9 protein-coding genes are annotated in these 19,019 nt (G+C 69.5%); 7 read left to right on the top strand and 2 right to left on the bottom strand.

The features are described from left to right. Positions 1-216: 216 nt before the first annotated feature. The 5 genes from U1703_RS03860 to U1703_RS03840 all read left to right on the top strand — a co-directional run bounded on the left by U1703_RS03860 (position 217) and on the right by U1703_RS03840 (position 15,224). Positions 217-9,900 carry a BapA/Bap/LapF family large adhesin gene (locus U1703_RS03860; protein WP_332784646.1) on the top strand — a complete coding sequence of 3,228 codons (9,684 nt, stop codon included), beginning with the start codon at positions 217-219 and terminating at the stop codon, positions 9,898-9,900. A 183-nt stretch (positions 9,901-10,083) separates the two neighbouring features. Next, positions 10,084-11,379, top strand: coding sequence for a TolC family protein (locus U1703_RS03855; RefSeq protein WP_332784645.1), 1,296 nt, complete (start codon positions 10,084-10,086; stop codon positions 11,377-11,379). Next, complete coding sequence (locus tag U1703_RS03850) at positions 11,376-13,517, top strand: type I secretion system permease/ATPase (RefSeq protein ID WP_332784644.1); 2,142 nt, start codon at positions 11,376-11,378, stop codon at positions 13,515-13,517. Before U1703_RS03855 ends, U1703_RS03850 begins: the two co-directional genes overlap by 4 nt. Then, positions 13,514-14,701: a beta-barrel domain-containing protein gene (locus tag U1703_RS03845; RefSeq protein WP_332784643.1), complete on the top strand. Its 1,188-nt coding sequence runs from the start codon at positions 13,514-13,516 to the stop codon at positions 14,699-14,701. Before U1703_RS03850 ends, U1703_RS03845 begins: the two co-directional genes overlap by 4 nt. A 67-nt stretch (positions 14,702-14,768) precedes the next feature. Further along, positions 14,769-15,224 carry a winged helix DNA-binding protein gene (locus U1703_RS03840; protein WP_332784642.1) on the top strand — a complete coding sequence of 152 codons (456 nt, stop codon included), beginning with the start codon at positions 14,769-14,771 and terminating at the stop codon, positions 15,222-15,224. Between the two features lie 15 nt (positions 15,225-15,239). Here the strand turns inward: U1703_RS03840 and U1703_RS03835 are convergent, their stop codons facing one another. Beyond that, positions 15,240-16,064, bottom strand: a complete 825-nt coding sequence (locus U1703_RS03835) for an IclR family transcriptional regulator (RefSeq protein ID WP_332784641.1) — start codon at positions 16,062-16,064, stop codon at positions 15,240-15,242. 84 nt (positions 16,065-16,148) lie between these two features. Then, on the bottom strand, positions 16,149-17,165 hold the full coding sequence (locus U1703_RS03830; protein ID WP_332784640.1) for a zinc-binding alcohol dehydrogenase family protein: 1,017 nt from the start codon (positions 17,163-17,165) through the stop codon (positions 16,149-16,151). Positions 17,166-17,301: 136 nt separating this feature from the next. Here U1703_RS03830 and U1703_RS03825 point away from each other — a divergent pair, with 136 nt between their 5' ends. Next, positions 17,302-17,640 (top strand): L-rhamnose mutarotase, encoded by a 339-nt coding sequence (locus U1703_RS03825; RefSeq protein ID WP_332784639.1) that lies wholly within the window; start codon positions 17,302-17,304, stop codon positions 17,638-17,640. Beyond that, the gene (locus U1703_RS03820; protein ID WP_332784638.1) at positions 17,637-18,764 is read left to right on the top strand and encodes a mannitol dehydrogenase family protein; all 1,128 of its coding nucleotides are present in this window, start codon (positions 17,637-17,639) and stop codon (positions 18,762-18,764) included. The genes U1703_RS03825 and U1703_RS03820 overlap by 4 nt, the downstream gene beginning before the upstream one ends. Positions 18,765-19,019: the final 255 nt, after the last annotated feature.

The following is a 19,019-nucleotide window of genomic DNA, read 5'->3' as shown; positions in this document are numbered from 1 at the left end:
GATCGTCTGCCCACCCGCACGCCGGGTGGGTCGTTATCATGCGCTAACCAACTGTATCAGCTCCGAAAACGGAATTTCGGCGTCATCCTCCCAAATCCTGACGTTTCGATCGTCACAAGGGGGACGTCCTGCGGTTGCATGGAATCACCATGAGCGCGGTCCCCCGCCCGGCCGTCGTGCCGGATCGTATCGATACGATAATGGGAGGAACAGGCCATGCAGACCCAGATCATCGCAAAGGCGACCGGCGCCTCGACGACAGCCAATGGCGACCTCATCGAACTGGGCGCCCCCAGCGTCGTCCGGCTCGACCTCGACCGTTCCCGGATCGCGACGATGGTGCGCGAAGGCGACGACCTGGTCATCCGCCTGACCGATGGTCAGACGATCCGCGTCGACCATTTCTATGGCGAGCAGAAGGGCGGCGACAGCGACCTGGTGCTGCGCGACCAGCAGGGTGGGCAATGGCTGGCCCACCCCTCGTCCAGCGGCTCGGGCCGCTTCACCGCAATCCGCGACATCGACGACCTGATGGGGACCGCGAACGACACCCATGATCGGGGGGGCGGCTTCATCCTGCCTGCGGTGCTTGGTGCAGCGGGCATCGGTGGCCTGATCGCGGCGGTGTCGGGCGGCAAGGGTCGCAACGATTCCGACAAGGGCGATGCACAGGCGCCGGGCCAGCCGACCGCGGGCTTCACCGCGCGCGGCGACAGCGTCACCGGACGGGGCGAGCCGGGCGCGACGATCCGGGTAACCGACCCACAGGGCAATGTAATCGGCACCGGCACCGTCGGTGCTGACGGCAGCTTCAACATCCCGGTCACGACGCCCCAGACCAACGGCCAGCCCGCGAACGTCACGCAAACCGACCCGGCGGGCAATACCTCCCCCGTCGCCACCGTCATCGCGCCCGATATGACCGCCCCCTCCGCCCCAACCGCCGCCGTGAATGGCCAGGGCACGACGATCACCGGCACCGGCGAGCCCGGCGCGACCGTCACAGTTCGCGACGCCAGCGGGCAACCACTGGGTTCCACGACGGTGGGCTCGAACGGCAACTACACGCTGCAGCTGACCACGCCGCAGGCCAATGGCGGCACCGTGACGGTGACGCAGGCCGACCCGGCGGGCAATGTGTCCCCGGCCGCCACCTTCAACGCCCCCGACACCACGCCGCCGGTCGCCCCAACCGCGACGATCACGGGCAACGGTGCGACCGTCACCGGCACCGGTGAGCCCGGGGCGACCGTCACGGTCCGCGATGCGGGCGGGCAGGTCCTGGGTACGACGCCGGTCGCTGCCGACGGCGGCTATAGCGTGACGCTGACCACGCCACAGGCCAATGGCGGCACGCTGACCGTCACCCAGGCGGACCCGGCGGGCAACACCTCGCCAGCGACCACTATTGCCGCCGCCGACACCACCGCCCCCGCCGCCCCGGTGGTGGTGGTCAGCGCGGATGGGGCGACGCTGACCGGCACCGGTGAAGCAGGGGCGACGGTCCAGGTCCGTGACGCGGCGGGCCAGCCGATCGGAACCGCCACGGTGGCGGCCGATGGCAGCTTCAGCGTCGCGCTGCCCGCCGGAACCTCCAACGGCCAGACCCTGTCCGTCGCGCAGAGCGATGCGGCGGGCAACACCTCACCCTCCGCGACCGCGCCGACCCCCGATCTGGTCGCCCCAGGCGCGCCCACCGCGAGCGTCGCGAGCGACGGCGCCAGCATCACCGGCACCGGTGAGCCGGGCGCCACCGTCCAGGTCCGCGACGGGGCAGGCACCGTCATCGGCACCGCCACGGTCGATGCCCAGAGCGGATACACCGCGCCGCTGGCCACCGCGCAGGCCAATGGACAGGCGCTGAGCGTCACGCAAAGCGACGCGGCGGGCAATGTCTCGCCCCCGGTCGCGCTGACCGCTCCCGACATCACGCCCCCCGCCCCTCCGCTCGCCACGCTGTCAAGCGACGGCGCATCCGTCTATGGGAATGGCGAGCCCGGTGCGACCGTGCGTATCGTCGATGGCAACGGCACGTTGCTGGGCACGGCCGTGGTCGCCGCCGACAGCAGCTATGCCGTGACACTGGCCACGCCGCAGACCAATGGGCAGCAACTGTCCGCCAATCAGACCGACCCGGCGGGCAACATCTCGCTTCCCAGCAATGTCGCGGCACCCGATGTCACCGCGCCGGGTGCCCCCGTCGCGACGATCTCTGCGGATGGCAGCATCGTCACCGGCACCGGCGAACCCGTCGCCACGGTCGCCGTGCGCGACCCCGGCGGCGCGGTGATCGGCACCGCGACCGTGGCGGCCGACGGCAGCTTCTCGACGACCCTCACCCCGACCCAGGCCAATGGCGAGGCGCTGACGCTGAACCAGACCGACCGTGGCGGCAACGCCTCACCCGACACCGGGCTGCTCGCGCCGGATATCACCGCACCCACCGGCCTGACCGCCGCGATCAGCGGTGACGGCGCGATCGTCTCGGGCACTGGCGAGGCTGGCGCCAGCGTCACGATCCGCGATCCCGCGGGCACCATCATCGGCACCGCCACCGTGGCCGCCAATGGCAGCTATTCGGCAACGCTTACCCCCGCACAGGCCAATGGACAGACGCTACAAGCGACACAGGCCGACGCGGCGGGCAATGTTTCGGCCCCCGCCAACGTCATCGCACCCGATATCACGCCGCCGCTTGCCCCGACCGGATCGGTCATCGACAATGGCGCGACACTGGTCGGCACCGGCGAGGCGGGCGCGACGCTGATCGTGCGCGCCGCCGACGGCACCGTGCTGGGCAGCGGACTGGTCGATGCCAACGGCAATTTCGCGGTCACGCTGAACCCGGCCCAAGCCAACGGCGAGCCCGTCCAGATCGCGCAGAGCGATGCGGCGGGCAACACTTCGGCGTCCGTCACCGTGCTCGCCCCCGACATCACCGCCCCCATCGGCCTGACTGCCGCGATCAGTGGCGACGGTGCGATCGTCTCGGGCACTGGTGAGGCTGGCGCCAGCGTCACCATCCGTGATCCCGCAGGGACCATCATCGGCACTGCCACCGTGACCGCCAATGGCAGCTATTCGGCGGCGCTTACCCCCGCGCAGACCAATGGCCAGACGCTCCAGGCGACACAGGCGGATGCCGCGGGCAACGTCTCGGCCCCCGCCAATGTCCTTGCCCCCGACACCACCGCGCCGCTCGCCCCGACCGGATCGGTCGTCGACAGTGGCGCCACGCTGGCGGGCACCGGCGAGGCGGGCGCGACGCTGACCGTACGCGCCGCCGACGGCACCGTGCTGGGCAGCGGACTGGTCGATGCCAACGGCAACTTCTCCGTCACGCTGAACCCGGTGCAGGCCAATGGCCAGACCCTCCAGATCGCGCAGAGCGATGCGGCGGGCAATGCCTCGCCAAGCGTCAGCGTCCTCGCGCCCGACATCACCGCGCCGATCGGCCTGACCGCCGCGATCAGTGGCGACGGCGCGATCGTCACCGGCCTGGGCGAAGCGGGGGCGACCGTCACCATCCGCAACCCCGGCGGCGCGATCATCGGCACCGCCACGGTGGACCAGAATGGCAGCTATGCCGCGATCCTCACCACGCCGCAGCGCAATGGCGAGGTGTTGCAGGTGACACAGGCGGATGCGGCCAACAATGTCTCCGCCCCCGCCGCGACCACCGCACCGGACCTGACCGCACCGCTTGCCCCGGTGGGCACGCTGTCGGCGGACGGCGCGCAGGTCACCGGCACCGGTGAGGCGGGCGCAACCGTCTCCGTCCGCGCCGCCGACGGCACCGTGCTGGGCACCGCCGTCGTCGACGCGGGCGGGGCCTTCACCGTCGCGCTGTCCGCGCCGCAGGCGAATGGCCAGACGCTGGCCGTCGTGCAGGCGGATGCGGCTGGCAATGTCTCGCCCGCCCTGTCCCTGACCGCCACCGATACGACCGCGCCGATCGGGCTGACCGCCTCGGTCGACGGCACAGGCACGGTCGTCAGCGGCCAGGCGGAGGCGGGCGCGACCGTGACCGTGCGCGATCCGGCGGGACAGGTGATCGGCACCGGCACGGCGGGCACGACCGGAGCCTATGCGGTGGCGCTGACCACCCCGCAGGTCGATGGCGAGCAGCTTCAGGTGACGCAGGCCGATACGACCGGAAACACCGCTCCCCCCACGCCGGCGACGGCGCCCGACATCACCGCACCCGCAGCCCCCGTCTTTGCCCTGGATGCGAACGGCGCCAATGCCAGCGGCTCCGGTGAGGTCGGTGCGGCGGTCACGCTGCGCGATGCGGGCGGAACGGTGATCGGCACCGGCACGATCGGTGCGGACGGCCGCTTCACCGTCGCCCTCAGCCCGGCCCAGGCCAATGGCGGGACGGTCGGCGCGACGCTGACCGATGCGGCGGGCAATGTCTCGCCGGTCGCCAATGCTCCGGCTCCCGACATCACGGCCCCCGCCGCGCCGGCCGCCGCGCTGGATGCAACCGGAGGAATCGTGTCGGGCACCGGCGAGGTCGGCGCGACCGTGACCGTGCGGGCCGCCGACGGCACCATCCTAGGCACCGGCGTGGTCGGCAGCCAGGGGGCCTATGCCGTCGCCCTGTCCGCCGCACAGCTGAACAGCCAGGTGCTGAACGTCGTCCAGGCCGATGCGGCGGGCAATTCGTCGCCCTCGACCACTGTCACCGCGCTCGATCGCATCCCGCCCGCGCCGCCGGTCGCCAGCGTGTCGGCCGATGGCGCGACCCTGACCGGCACCGGCGAGGTCGGCGCGGTCGTCACGATCACCGACCCGGTCGGCCAGGTCATCGCCACGGTGCCGGTCGGCGCGGACGGCAGCTTCGGCGTGACGCTGTCGCCGCCGCTGACCAACGGCCAGATCCTGTCGCTGACCCAGGCGGATGCGGCGGGCAATGTCTCGCAAGCAGGCAACGCCACCGCGCCCGACCTCATCCCCAACGACACGCCGCTGGCCCCGACCGCGACGTTCGCCGGTGACGGCGCCAGCGTCAGCGGCACCGGCCAGGCGGGCACCGCGATCACCGTGCGCGACGCCAGCGGCGCGGTCATCGGCACCGGCACCGTCGCCGCCGATGGCAGCTACAGCGCGACGCTGACCACGCCGCAGTTGAATGGCGAAACGGTGCGCGTGACCCAGACCGATGCCGAGGGCGACGTCTCACCCCCCGCCGTTGCGATCGCGCCCGACCTGACGCCGCCCGCCATTCCGGTGGCGGCGATCAATGCCACCGGCGCCGTCGTCAGCGGCACCGGCGAGATCGGCGCGACGGTGCGGGTCCTCGACACCAATGGCGCGGTGCTGGGCACGGCGACGGTCGGTGCGACGGGCGCCTATGCGGTCGTCCTGGTCACGCCCCAGGTCAACAACCAGGCCCTGACCGTGGTGCAGGCGGATGCGACGGGCAATGTCTCGCCCGGCGCGGCGCTGACCGCGCCCGATATCACCGCCCCGCTCGCCCCCACCGGCCAGGTGGCGGGTGACGGGACGAGCGTGACCGGCACCGGCGAGGCGGGCGCGACCGTCACCATCCGCGATGCCGTCGGCACCGTGATCGGCACCGCGCAGGTGGCCGGTGACGGCAGCTTCACCGCCCCCCTCTCCCCCGTCCAGGCCAATGGCCAGGCGCTCACCCTGACCCAGGCCGATCCGGCGGGCAACACCTCGCCGGTGACAGCCGTCGCCGCACCCGACATCACCGCGCCCGTCGGCCTGACCGCAGCGATCGACAGCGCCGGAACGCTCGTTACCGGCCAGGGCGAAGCGGGGACGACCGTGACCATCCGCGATGCGACCAACACGATCGTCGGCACCGCGACCGTGGCGACCGACGGCACCTATGCCGCGATTCTGACCCCGCCGCAGGCCAATGGCCAGTTGCTGCAGGCGGTCCAGGCGGATGCGGCGGGCAACGGCTCGGCCCCCATCGCGTTGACCGCGCCCGATATCACCGCCCCGCTCGCTCCGGCGGGCATCGTATCGGGTGACGGCACGACCCTGACCGGCACCGGCGAAGCAGGCGCCACGGTTACCATCCGCGCGCCCGGCGGCGCGGTCATCGGCACCGCGCTGGTCGCGGCGGACGGCAGCTTTACCGCACCGCTCACCCCGGCGCAGGCGAACGGCCAAGTCCTGACCCTGACCCAGGCCGATCCAACCGGCAATGTCTCGCCCGTCGCACAGGCACCCGCGCCCGACATCACCGCACCGGTCGGCCTGACCGCCGCGATCGACGGCGCAGGCACGATCGTCACCGGCCAGGGCGAAGCGGGGGCAACCGTCACCATCCGCGATCCGAACGCCGCCGTCATCGGCACCGCAACCGTTGCGGCGAATGGCACCTACACCGCCATCCTGACGACGCCGCAGCTCAACGCCCAGTTACTTCAGGTGACGCAGGCGGATGCGGCAGGCAATGTCGCCGCCCCGGCCACCGTCACCGCACCGGACCTGACCGCACCGCTTGCCCCGGCGGGCACCGTGTCGGGTGACGGCACGACGCTGACCGGCACCGGCGAGGCGGGGGCCACGGTGACCATCCGCGCGCCCGACGGCACGATCATCGCCACCGTATTGGTGGCGGGTGACGGCAGCTTTACCGCACCACTCAACCCCGCCCAGGCGAACGGCCAGTTGCTGACCCTGACCCAGGCGGATCCGACGGGCAATGTCTCGCCCGTTGCGCAGGCACCGGCACCCGACATCACCGCCCCGACCGGCCTTACCGCCGCGATCAACGGTGCGGGGACCATCGTCAGCGGCACCGGCGAGGCGGGCGCGACCGTCACGGTCCGCGATGCGCTGGGCAATCCGCTCGGCACCGTCGTCGTCGCGGCGGGCGGGACCTATGCGGTCACGCTGACCACCCCGCAGGCCAATGGCGAGGCCCTGAGCGTCGCGCAGGCGGATGCGACGGGCAACACTTCGCCCGCCATCCCGCTGACCGCGCCGGATATCACCGCACCGCTTGCCCCGGCGGGCATCGTGTCGGGCGACGGCACGACGCTGACCGGCACCGGCGAGGCGGGGGCCACCGTCACCATCCGCGCGCCCGAAGGCACGATCATCGCCACCGTATTGGTGGCGGGTGACGGCAGCTTTACCGCGCCGCTCAACCCCGCCCAGGCCAACGGGCAGCTCCTGACCCTGACCCAGGCCGATCCGACAGGCAATGTCTCGCCCGCGGCGCAAGCACCGGCCCCCGACATCACCGCACCGGTCGGGCTGACCACCGTCATCAACGGCGTCGGCACGATCGTCAGCGGCACCGGCGAGGCTGGCGCGACCGTCACGGTCCGCGATACGCTGGGCAACGCCATCGGCACGGGCACGGTGGCGACCGATGGCACCTATGCGGTCACGCTGACCACGCCGCAGGCCAATGGCCAGGCGCTGAGCGTGGTGCAGGCGGATGCGACCGGCAACACATCCACCCCCATCCCGCTGGCGGCGCCTGACATCACTCCGCCCGCCGTGCCGACCGCCCTGGTCAACGGCGTCGGGACGGTGGTGACCGGCACGGGTGAGGCGGGCGCGACGGTGCGCATCCTCGATCCGCAGGGTCAGCTTGTCGGCACCGCAGTCATCGACGCGAACGGTGCCTATACCGCCGCGCTGACCACTGCGCAGGCCAATGGCCAGGTGCTGAGCGTGACCCAGGTCGATCCGGCGGGGAACCCCTCGCCCCAGATCGTCGCGAACGCGCCCGACATCACGCAGCCCCCCGCCCCGACTGCGGCGATCAACGGCACGGGAACGATCGTCACCGGCACCGGCGAAATCGGGACGACGGTCGAGGTTCGCAACGCTGGTGGCACGGTCATCGGCACCGGCACGGTCGCGGCGGGCGGGGTCTATGCCGTCACCTTGCTCAGCCCGCAGGTGGCGGGCCAGACGCTGGCTATCGGCCTTCGCGACGGGGCGGGCAACGTCTCGACCAGCGTGGCGATCACCGCGCCGTTCGACATCAGCGCGTTCGACAATGTCGCCTCCGCCACGGTCGACCTGGTCCCCGTCCAGACCAACGAGACGCTGGGCAACGCCAACTATACCGCGCTCGCCTCGCTGGGCCTGGTCAATGTGGACGCGCAGGTGCTGGCCATCCCGAACGTCCAGTTCACGGTCGATCCGGGTCATACGCTGGCCACCACCTTCACCTATGACGCCACCTTGTCGCTGGGCGCCGCCAGCGGCTATTCGGTGGTGCTCCAGCGCTTCGACGGGACCAACTGGGTCGCGGTCAATGGCGGCGGCAACACCACGCTGTTGCAGGTCGGCCTGCTGGGTGGCGACCTGGTCGCCGCCGCCGATCTGGATCCGGGCCAGTACCGGGCGTTCGTCACCTTCGATAATACGGCGGGGGTCGGGCTGGTCGGGGGCTTGCGCGTCACCGGGGTCGACTCCGACTTCACTGATGTCGGCCAGGTTGTTCCGGCGGTGACGAACGGCAACGTCATCTCCGATCCGGGCCCGGGCGGCCAGGTCGACGTCGTCAGCCCGCAGACTCGCGTCGAAAGCGTCACCGTCAACGGCGTCACCACCAGTGTGACGGCCGACGACACGGTCGTCACCGGTCAGTGGGGGACGCTGATCATCGACCGGGACGGCACCTACAACTATACGCCGAACGCCCTTGCCAATGTGGTGGGCCAGACGGACCGCTTCACCTACACGCTGCTCGACGCCAGCGATAACGAGCGGGAAAGCGCCACGCTGACCATCAATATCGGCAGCCCGGACGTCACGGGCTCGCCGGTCGCGGTGAACGACGTGGCGACGGCGAGCGCGACCTTCGTCAATGTCGTCCAGACATTGCCGCCCGTGCTCGACACGACCTTCGGCACCCCCACTGCAAGCCTGCTCAGCGGACCGCAGACGGGGCAGACCGTCGACAGCTTCACGGTCGATGCCAACAGCCTGGCCAACGTCACGCTACGTGCCGAAATCGCACCCGGACTGTCGGTCCTGCCCAGCGTCGCCTTCACCGTCACCAATTCGGCGGGGGCGGTCGTCGGCACGGCCAACGGGACGGCGGTCGCCGGGGTCGGTGGCCTGGTCGGCGCAAGCTACAGCGTGACGATCCCCAACCTGGCGGCAGGCACGTACAACTACACCGTCAGCAGCACCAACCCTCTGGGCGGCGCCTATACGACCAGTGTCTTTGTCGGGGAGACGGTGACCCGGCTCGACCAGTTCACCTTCACCGGTGCGACGCCGGTCAGCGGCAACGTGCTGGCCAATGACACGCTGGGCACGCCGTTCCTAGGCATCAAGCTGCTGGTCGGCGGCAGCTTCGTCGATGTCGGCGATGCGGGCCTGACCCTGGCCGGTGCACATGGCTCGCTAACCATCGACGAGGTGGGGCGTTACACCTACCAGCCGACGACCCCGGTCGCCTATGCCGCCGCCGATCCGATCGACAGCTTCACCTACCAGATCGTGCAGCCCGACGGGCAGGTTTCGACGGCGCGGCTGGATGTCGCGATCGACATCGCCAACAACGGCGTGGCACCGGTCTTCCCGAGCGCGGCGGTCGCCGCACTGTCGGTGGACCATTCGGTGTCGTTTACCGCCGATGTGGTGCCGATGATGCTGACGACCGCCGAGCAGCACCAAGCTGTGACGACGGCGGATCACGGCGACGCGCGGATGGCGCTGTCGATGATGGAGGGTCAGGGCAGCGTCGAGGATGTGCTGTCGCGCTATCTGGAAGCCCATGCGCCGACCAGCGACTCTGTCACGGTTGCCAACGACCTCCATGCCATACCGACCGCTTCGGAGCCGGTCGCGACGCCGGACCTGCCACAGGATCCGCTGGGCTACCTGACCGTTTCGGTCGATCCTGAGCATGAAAAGCCGGTCACCATGCACATCATGTGACCATCTTGCGCAGCCATCCGGAAACGGAGTTGATTTACGGCGTCGAAGGGTTTTCCTTCGGCGCCGTTTTCCTTTTCCTGGCGTAGTTTAGCCAGACGCTCTCCCATATCGGATGAAAAGAGGCCGGCAATGTATCGAGAGTGGCGTGAACGCTACCATTGGCGGCACGGGAGGATGGGGATCATGACGGCCTCGTTAGGGAGCCTGCTGGCGACGGCGGCGGTGAACCCGCCCCAGGCGGCGGCGTCGGCGATCCCCGGCGCTCCCGTCACGATGCAGAGCGCCATGCGCGAGCTGCTGGCCTGGCACCCCTCGGTCACGCAGGCCAGCGCGACGGTGTCGGCGCGCGGCGAGGATGTGTCGATCGCCCGCGCCGGATATCTGCCCCGGATCAGCGCGGGCGTCGGCAGCGGCTATGACAATCGGATCGGCAATGTCTGGCGGCCCCGGCCGCAGCTTTCGGCGTCGCAGATGCTGTATGATTTCGGCAAGGTCGCCGGGGCCGTCGAGTCCGCCCGCGCGGGTACGCGGATCGGCCGCGCCGACCTTTTGCTCGCGGTCGACGGGCTGGTCCGTGATACCGGCAATGCCCTGATAGAGGTGCAGCGCAACGCCGCGCTGCGCGCCATCGCCAGCGAACAGTTGGAACGCATTCGCGAGATCAGCGCGCTGGTCGACAAACGCTTCGCCAAGGGGGCGACCACCCGCTCCGACGCGCTTCAGGCACAGTCGCGCGTCGCCGCCGCCGAGGCCACGCTGACCCGGATCGAGGCGGAGCAGCGCCGCTGGACCACCGGCCTGACCTATCTGCTGGGGCGCGACACGCCGCCCATGGTCGATCCCGGCGTTCCCGACTGGCTGATGACCAGCTGCACCCGCGCCGCGACCGTCGAGTGGACCGACATTCCCGCGATCATGCGCGCCCGCGCCCAGTCCGACCAGGCGACCGCCGAAAGCCGCCGCGTCCATGCCGCGCGCCTGCCCACCGTTGCGCTGGCGGGGGATGCATCGGCCGACGTCACGTCGCCCTTTTCGAACCGCAGCCTCTATAATTTCGGGCTGAACGTCAGCAGCGACGTGTTCGGCGGCAATGCGGTGCGCGCCCGGATCCGCAGCGCCGATTACGGCGTCCGTGCCGCCGAGGCGGCCGAGCGCGCCGCACGCAACGAGGTCGGACAGGAACTGGCCGCCGCCCAGACGCAGATGGCGGGTCTGTCGCAGTTGCTCGACACACTGGCGGCGCGCCAGGACAATATGGTCGAGACGGGCAAGCTCTATCGCCTGCAATATCTCGACATGGGGACCCGCACGCTGGTCGACCTGCTCAACGCCGAACAGGAGTTGCAGCAGGCGCGCTTCGATGCGGTGAACACCACGCACGACCTGCGGCGGCTGGCGATCGAATGCCTTTATTATTCCGGTCGGGCGCGCGACGATTTCGGCCTGACCGGCACCGATGTCGGGGGCGTGACGCTATGACGGCAAGCGCCCCCACCGCCCCCGATCCGCTCGCCTGGATCGACATGATGGGTCAGGTCGCACGGCATTACCGCATGCCCTTCGCCGAGCAGCGCGCGCGCCTGACCACTCTGTGGCAGGGCGGCGGCGATGACGAGGCACGGGTGCGCGCCCTGGCGCGGGCGAGCGGCCTGACGGTACGCTTCGTCGCGCCGGGGGCGATCCGCCTGACCAGCTGGCGGCTGCCGGTCATCGCCTGGCTGAACGATGGCGAGCTGGCGCTGATCACCGGCATCGACGCCGATGGCCAGGCGCTGTTCTCGGTCGCGGGGGAGGAAGAACAGGGTGTGCAGCGGCCGCTGGCCATGCTGGTCGACCAGACGCGGTTGTTCGTCGTCCCCCGCCCCGCGCGATCGGCGGCGGATATCCGCGTCGACAGCTATATCCGCCCGTTCGAGGACCATTGGCTCCGCCGCCTGCTGTTGCAGGACATGAAGGGCTATGGCCATGTCGCCACCGCCTCGGCCGTCACCAACCTGTTGGGGCTGGCGGGCGTGCTGTTCTCGATGCAGGTCTATGACCGCGTCATCCCCGCCCAGTCGATGCCGACGCTCTACATCCTGTTCATCGGCGTGATCCTGGCGACGGGGTTCGACTTCGTCCTCCGCCGCCTGCGCGTCGGGATCACTGACATCCTGGGCAAGCGCGCCGATTTGCGCCTGTCGGACGTGGTGTTTGGCCATGCGCTGCGCGTGCGCAACCGCGCGCGGCCGACCTCGACCGGCACCTTCATCGCGCAGCTTCGCGATCTGGATCAGGTGCGCGACATGCTGACCTCCACCACAGTGGCGGCGGTGGCGGACCTGCCCTTCTTCCTGCTGTTCCTCGTCATCCTGGGCTTCATCGGCGGATGGCTGGTGCTGGTGCCGGTGGTGGCGCTGGTCGCGCTGCTCCTGCCCAGCCTGCTCGCCCAGCGTCGCTTGCGGGGCTATGCGACCGAGTCGATGCGCGAAACCTCGCTGCGCAATGCCCTGCTGGTCGAGGCGGTGCAGGGGATCGAGGACATCAAGACGCTGCAGGCCGAGGAACGCTTCCAGCGCCAGTGGAACCACTGCAACGCGGTGGCGGGCGAGGCGCAGTTGCGCCTGCGCGGCCTGACCGCCAGCCTGTCGACCTGGGCGCAGAGCGTGCAGAACGCGGTCTATGCCACCGTCATCTTCGTCGGCGCGCCGATGGTGATCGCCGGCAGCATCACGACCGGTGCGCTGGTCGCGACCTCGATGCTGGCCAGCCGGATGATGGCCCCGATGGGACAGGTCTCGCACCTGCTTGGCCGCTATCAACATGCCAAGGTCGCGGCGAACAGCCTGGACCAGATCATGGCGCTGCCCGTCGACAATCCCGAGACCGAGCATCGCATCCCCCTGCCCTCGGTCGATGGCCGCTTTGCCCTGCGCAGCGCGGTGTTCACCTATGCCGATCCCAACGCCCCGCCCGCATTGACCGTCCCCCGGCTGGAGATCGCGGCGGGCGAGAAGATCGCGCTGCTGGGCCGCAACGGCGCGGGCAAGTCGACGCTGCTGCAAGGCATGTCGGGCATGTTGCAGCCGGTGTCGGGCGAAGTCCTGCTCGACGACCTGACGCTGCACCAGATCGATCCCGCCGATGTCCGCCGCGACGTCGCGCTGCTGACCCAGAACAGCCGCCTCTTCCACGGTACGCTGCGCGAGAACCTGACCATGGGCGCGGTGACGGCGAGCAACGAGACGATCCTTGCCGCACTCGACATGGTCGGCGCGGTCGACTTCATCCGGCGGTTGCGCGACGGGCTGGAGCATGTGGTGCTGGAGGGCGGGCTCGGCCTGTCGGGCGGACAGCAACAGGCGCTGCTGCTCGCCCGGCTGCTGATCCGCCAGCCGCAGGTCCTGCTGCTCGACGAACCCACCGCCGCGATGGATGAATCGTCCGAGCGGCTGTTCATCGACCGCATCCGCGCCTGGGGCCAGGGGCGCACCGTCGTAGTCGCGACGCACCGGATGCGGGTTCTGGAGATGGTCGACCGGATCATCGTCATCGACCAGGGCCAGATATTGCTCGACCAGCCCAAGGCGGCGGCGCTGGCCACGATGCAGGGCGCGGGCCGGAGCCAGGCGGCATGACCGCGCTGACCCACCCGGCCGACCTGCCCTTCGCCGACGAGGGCGCCGCGACTTTGCTGGCGGCCAAACGCATGACCTGGGCACTGACCGCCCTGTTCGTCACCCTGCTGGTCTGGGCATTCTTCGCCAGGCTGGACGAGGTGGCGACGGGCACCGGTCGGGTCGTGCCCACCAGCCGCGAACAGGTTCTGCAATCGCTGGAGGGCGGCATCCTCACCAGGATGCTGGTCCGCCAGGACGATATCGTGAAGCCGGGCCAGATCCTCGCCCAGCTAGATCCGACCCAGGCCGGATCGACCGTCGAGGAAAGCGCCGCCAAATACCGCGCCGCGCTCGCCGCGCAGGGACGGTTGCAGGCGGAGGTGAACGGCACGCCCCTGACCTTCTCGCTCGAGTTGAACGCGTTTCCCGCGCTGAGGGCCGAGCAGCAGCGGCTCTACGCCGCACGCCGCCAGAGCCTGGGCAGTTCGATCGGGCTGATCGACGAGTCGCTCGCGCTGATCGGCCGCGAGGTCAGCATCGGCGAATCGCTGATCCAGGTCGGCGCGGCGAGCAATGTCGAGGTGCTGCGCCTGAAGCGCCAGCGCGCCGATCTGGACCTGAAGAAATCCGACCTGCGCTCGCAATATATCGTCGAGGCGCGGCAAGATCTGGCCAAGGTCAGCGAGGAGGTCGAGGCGCTCGCCCCCGTGGTTCGCGGGCGATCGGATACGCTGAGCCGCCTGACCCTGCGCTCGCCGGTGCGCGGCGTGGTCAAGAATATCGAGGTGTCGACCATCGGCGGCGTCGTTCCCCCCAACGGCAAGATCATGGAGATCGTGCCGCTCGACGAACGCCTGCTGGTCGAAGCGCGGATATCACCGCGCGACATCGCCTTCATCAGCCCCGGCCAGCGCGCCAGCGTCAAGATCACCGCCTATGACTATGCGATCTTCGGCGGGCTGGAGGGCAAGGTCAGCAGCATCTCGCCCGACACCATTCGCGACGAGGTGAATCCGGACGTCTATTATTACCGTGTCTTCGTGCGCACGACGGCGGACTCGCTGGTAAACAAGGCGGGCAAGCGCTTTCCCATCGTGCCCGGCATGATCGCCACCGCCGACATCCACACCGGCAGCAAGACCGTGCTGCAATATCTGCTCAAGCCGCTCAACCGCGCGCGCGAAGCGATGCGAGAGCGATGATGCCCCCTTTCCTGCTCCCCCCGGTCCTGGACCATCCCCTGCCGCCCCACGCCGAAGGATAAGATCGATGCCGAAGGACCTCACCGCCTATCACCCACCCGCAATTCGAAGTAGCCTGGCACCACGCGGGACCGACCGCGAACCCAGCCTGCTCGACCTGGCGCGCCAGACCAAGACGATGCGCGCCAATACTGCCCAGTTCTTTCCACGCGACATTTTTCGCGATTCCGCCTGGGACATGATGCTGGAGCTGTTCATCTGCGAACAGCTGGATCGGGCGCTGTGCGTGAAGGAGCTGATCCTGGTCTCGGGCGAAAGCTCGACCAGCGCGCTCAGGCGGATCGATCGGTTGGAGAGCGCCGGGCTGTTGCGGCGCGCGACCGATCCGGCGGACCATCGGCGGCTGGCCGTCACCCTGACGCATCGGGGCACCGACGCGATGACCGCGATGCTGCGCCACCTGTACCTGACCATCGGTGACGATCGGGGCGGTGGCCGGTCGACACAGGGACGCCTCGCCTGAGCGGAGCGGTGCGGCTTACGAAAACGCCCGGGCGTCGTCCGGGCGATAGCCCAGCGCCTGCGAGATGCGGGCGGTGGCCTCGGCCAGGATCAACCGCGCCTCGGCGATCGTCACCGATTGCGAGCCGTCGATCGTCTCCAGGAACGGGATCGTCAGTGCCGCCAGGCATTCGCCGCCAAAGCCGAACACCGGATAACTGACATCGGTCACCCCGCGCGTGACCGGACTTTCGCGCAGTTCATAGCCTTGCGCCCGCACCCGCTCCAGATCCTCGGCCAGGCGGGCCCGACCGATCGGCCGCCCCTGCGCCAGTTCGACCCGGTCGACGATCCGCCCCATTTGCGCGGGCGCCGTGAACGCCAGCAGCACCTTGCCCGAACAACTGGTCACGATGTCGATCGAGGCCCCCATGCGCAGCGCGAAGCCACGCGTACCTGGATTTTCCTCACGCGCGATGACCAGACCCGCGCCGCCCTCGATCACCACCAGATGGCAGGACTGGCCGACGGTCAGCGCCAGCGACTGCATCTCGGGGAGCGCGGCGGCGGTCAGCTGGCGCGCGGGCGTCGCGCGATAGGCGATGTCCAGGAATTTGTAGGTGACGCGATAGCGGTCGTCGATCGGCGACTTTTCCAGATAGCGCGCTTCCTCCATCACGACGACGATGCGGAACAACTCGCCCAGCGAGCGGCCGAGCGCGGTCGCCATCTCGCTGACCAGCATACCTTCGGGATGGCCGGCCAGCAGTTCGATGATCAGGAACGCCTTGTCGAGCGCGGGCGCGGCGTAACTTCCCTTGCGGACCCGCCCCTCGCCCGTCTTGCCGCCCTCTGCCGTCATATCGCCCCTCTGTTCACGTCCCTCGGATTAGGACGCCGCCGGACATCGGGCAAGCTGCGCCACGCCCCAAACCATGAGGATCGCTCAGGCGATGGTGACGATCGCCTTCAGCACCGAATCCGCTTGCGCGATCAATTCGGGCAGGCGCCGGGGCGCGTCGTCCAGCGGCAGGCGGTGCGTCGCGATCGCATCGGTCGGGATGGCGCCCGATCGGATACTGGCGATGACATGGTCGAAATCGACCGACAGCGCGTTGCGGCTGGCGATCAGCGTGGTCTCGCGCTTGTGGAATTCGGGATCGGCGAAGACCAGCTCGTCCTTGCATACGCCGACCAGCGTATAGGTGCCGCCATGCGCCACCCAGTTCAGCCCGGCGCGCATCGCATGGATGTTGCCGGTGGCGTCGAAGACGTGGTCGAACATCTCCCCCCCGGTCATCGCGGCCAGCGTCTCGCCCAGCGCATCGTCGGCCATCACGGCCTCGCCCAGCCCCAGATGATCGCGCGCATAGGCCAGGCGCGGGCCGCGCGTGTCGGCCAGGACGATGCGCCCGGCGCCCGCGATCCGCGCGAACAGGGCGACCGCGATGCCGATCGGCCCGGCCCCGACGATCACCGCCTCGTCCCCCGCCGACAGGCCGGAGCGCCGAACGGCATGGGCGCCTATCGCCAGAAACTCGACCATCGCGGCCTGATCGAGCGACAGGCCGGTCGCATCGACCACCGCGCCGACGGGGACGGACAGCCATTCGCTCATGCCGCCATCGGCATGGACGCCCAGCACGCTGATCCGCGCACAGCAATTCGGCTTGCCCCGGCGACAGGCCCGGCACGTTCCGCAGGCGATGTAGGGGTTCACCGTCACCACCTGCCCCACCGCCAGCCCAGAGTCCTCGGGTGCCTCGGCGACCTCACCCGCCAGTTCGTGGCCGATCAGCCGGGGATATTCGAGGAACGGATGCTTGCCGCCATAGATATGATAGTCGGTGCCGCAGATTCCGGCGCGGCGCATCCGCAGCAGCACCTCGCCCGCGCCCCGCACCGGCCGGGGGCGCTCCTCGACCCGGATCTCCCCCGGCTGCACACAGACCAGCGCCTTCATACTTGCCCTCTCCAGATTCTTATATGCGATCTTACTCTCACATATGCCATTGATGCTCCTGGCAGGGAACGTTAAAACGACCAGCGAACGAGCGGGCCGAAGACCCGCCGAACCGTTATGAGAGAGGAGGCCCGTCATGGCCCGCCGCGTCTGTTTCGCCCTGGATCTGGTCGCCGATGCCGCGCTGATCGCCGAGTATGAACGCGCCCACGCCCCCGGTGCCGCCTGGCCCGAGGTGACGGAGGCCATCCGCGCGAAAGGCTTTACCGCGATGGAGATATGGCGGACCGGCGACCGGCTGTTCATGATGGCCGAAGTCGCCGACGACTGGCCCCGCGCCATCCCGGCCTACCTGGCCGCGACGGATGCGAAATGGGAAGCGGCGATGGACTGTTTCCAGAAACCGCTGCCGCACGGCGCTCCGGGTGAGAAATGGGTCGCGATGGACCGTATCTTCACGCTGGACTCGAAATGACCGTGACTGCGCCGGTCATCCTGCAATTCGGCACCAGTCGTTTTCTCCAGGCGCATGTCGACCTGTTCGCCCATGAAGCGCGTGCCGCCGGGCAGGACGTACCGCCGATCGTGATCGTCCAGACGACCGACAACGCGGAGCGCGCCCTCCGCCTGGCGGGCTTTGCCAACCCGGCGGGGTTCCCGGTCATCCTGCGCGGCCTGCGCAATGGCCAGCGCGACGAACGCACGGTGCAGGTGCGCAGCGTCCTCGAAGGGCTGAACGCCGCTGTCGACTGGGACCGGCTGGTGACGCTGGCGACGACCGCCGTGACGCACATCGTCTCCAATACCGGCGACATGGGTTACGCTATTGCCGAGCCGGATCGCGCCGCGCCCGGTGACGGCATGGTGCCTGCCAGCTTTTGCGGGATGCTGACCGAACTGCTCCATCGACGTTGGCGTGCGGATCGTCCGGGCGTCACCCTGCTGCCGTGCGAGCTGGTCGCCCGCAACGGCGACACCCTGCGCACCGCGATCGTCGGACTGGCACGCGATCAGCACCGCGACGCCGGGTTCGTCGCATGGCTGGAGCGCGAATGCGTCTGGGCCAATACGCTGGTCGACCGGATCGTCAGCGAGCCGCTCGCCCCCGCAGGCGCGATCGCCGAGCCCTATGCGCTCTGGGCGATCGAGCGGCAGCCGGGCCTGACCCTGCCCTTCACCCATCCGGACATCGTTCTGACCGACGATCTGGAGCGCTTCGAGCGGTTGAAGCTCCACATCCTCAATCTCGGGCATAGCTGGCTGGCCGCCCGCTGGGCCGCCGATGGCGAGCCCAAGGACCGAACCGTCCGCGCGGCGCTGGCCGATCCCGCGACACGCACCGCGCTGGACTGGGTGATGGCGCAGGAAGTGCTACCGGGCTTTGCCGCGCGGGACATGGCCGAAGCGGCGCAGGACTATATCGCCACTACCCTGGAGCGCTTCGCCAACCCGTTCCTCGACCACCGGCTGGCGGACATCTTCGGCGGCCACCCGGCCAAGATCGACAAGCGGATCGGCGGCTTCGTGCGCTGGGTGGATGGTTCGGGTGTGACGGTGGCGATGCCAGAACTACGGGCCTTGGCGGCAGGTGTGGCCTGATGGGGCAAGCGCTGGGCGTGGCCTTCGCCTAGAATGTGATCCGCCTGCCCTGAACTCTTGCCCCACCACCCCGGCGAAGGCCGGGGTCCAGTTGCGAAGGCTTCAGCGATGAAGCGCACTGGATCATCACAACCGCACCCCCAACTCGACCCCGGCCTCCGCCGGGGTGGTGCTTCAGCTTGGCTGGATCAAACTCTGGACTCAGGCTGAACGAAGGTAGGGATGGAGTGACTTAGGCCGAGTCAGGCCCGGCAA

This window comes from Sphingomonas flavida (genome assembly GCF_036663655.1).
Lineage (GTDB): Bacteria > Pseudomonadota > Alphaproteobacteria > Sphingomonadales > Sphingomonadaceae > Sphingomonas.
This window is presented reverse-complemented; position numbering and strand designations above follow the sequence as displayed.

Coding starts and splice junctions, on each gene's coding strand:
- U1703_RS03860 (WP_332784646.1), top strand. CDS start 217: ATGCAGACCCAGATCATCGCAAAGGCGACCGGCGCCTCGACGACAGCC.
- U1703_RS03855 (WP_332784645.1), top strand. CDS start 10,084: ATGACGGCCTCGTTAGGGAGCCTGCTGGCGACGGCGGCGGTGAACCCG.
- U1703_RS03850 (WP_332784644.1), top strand. CDS start 11,376: ATGACGGCAAGCGCCCCCACCGCCCCCGATCCGCTCGCCTGGATCGAC.
- U1703_RS03845 (WP_332784643.1), top strand. CDS start 13,514: ATGACCGCGCTGACCCACCCGGCCGACCTGCCCTTCGCCGACGAGGGC.
- U1703_RS03840 (WP_332784642.1), top strand. CDS start 14,769: ATGCCGAAGGACCTCACCGCCTATCACCCACCCGCAATTCGAAGTAGC.
- U1703_RS03835 (WP_332784641.1), bottom strand. CDS start 16,064: ATGACGGCAGAGGGCGGCAAGACGGGCGAGGGGCGGGTCCGCAAGGGA.
- U1703_RS03830 (WP_332784640.1), bottom strand. CDS start 17,165: ATGAAGGCGCTGGTCTGTGTGCAGCCGGGGGAGATCCGGGTCGAGGAG.
- U1703_RS03825 (WP_332784639.1), top strand. CDS start 17,302: ATGGCCCGCCGCGTCTGTTTCGCCCTGGATCTGGTCGCCGATGCCGCG.
- U1703_RS03820 (WP_332784638.1), top strand. CDS start 17,637: ATGACCGTGACTGCGCCGGTCATCCTGCAATTCGGCACCAGTCGTTTT.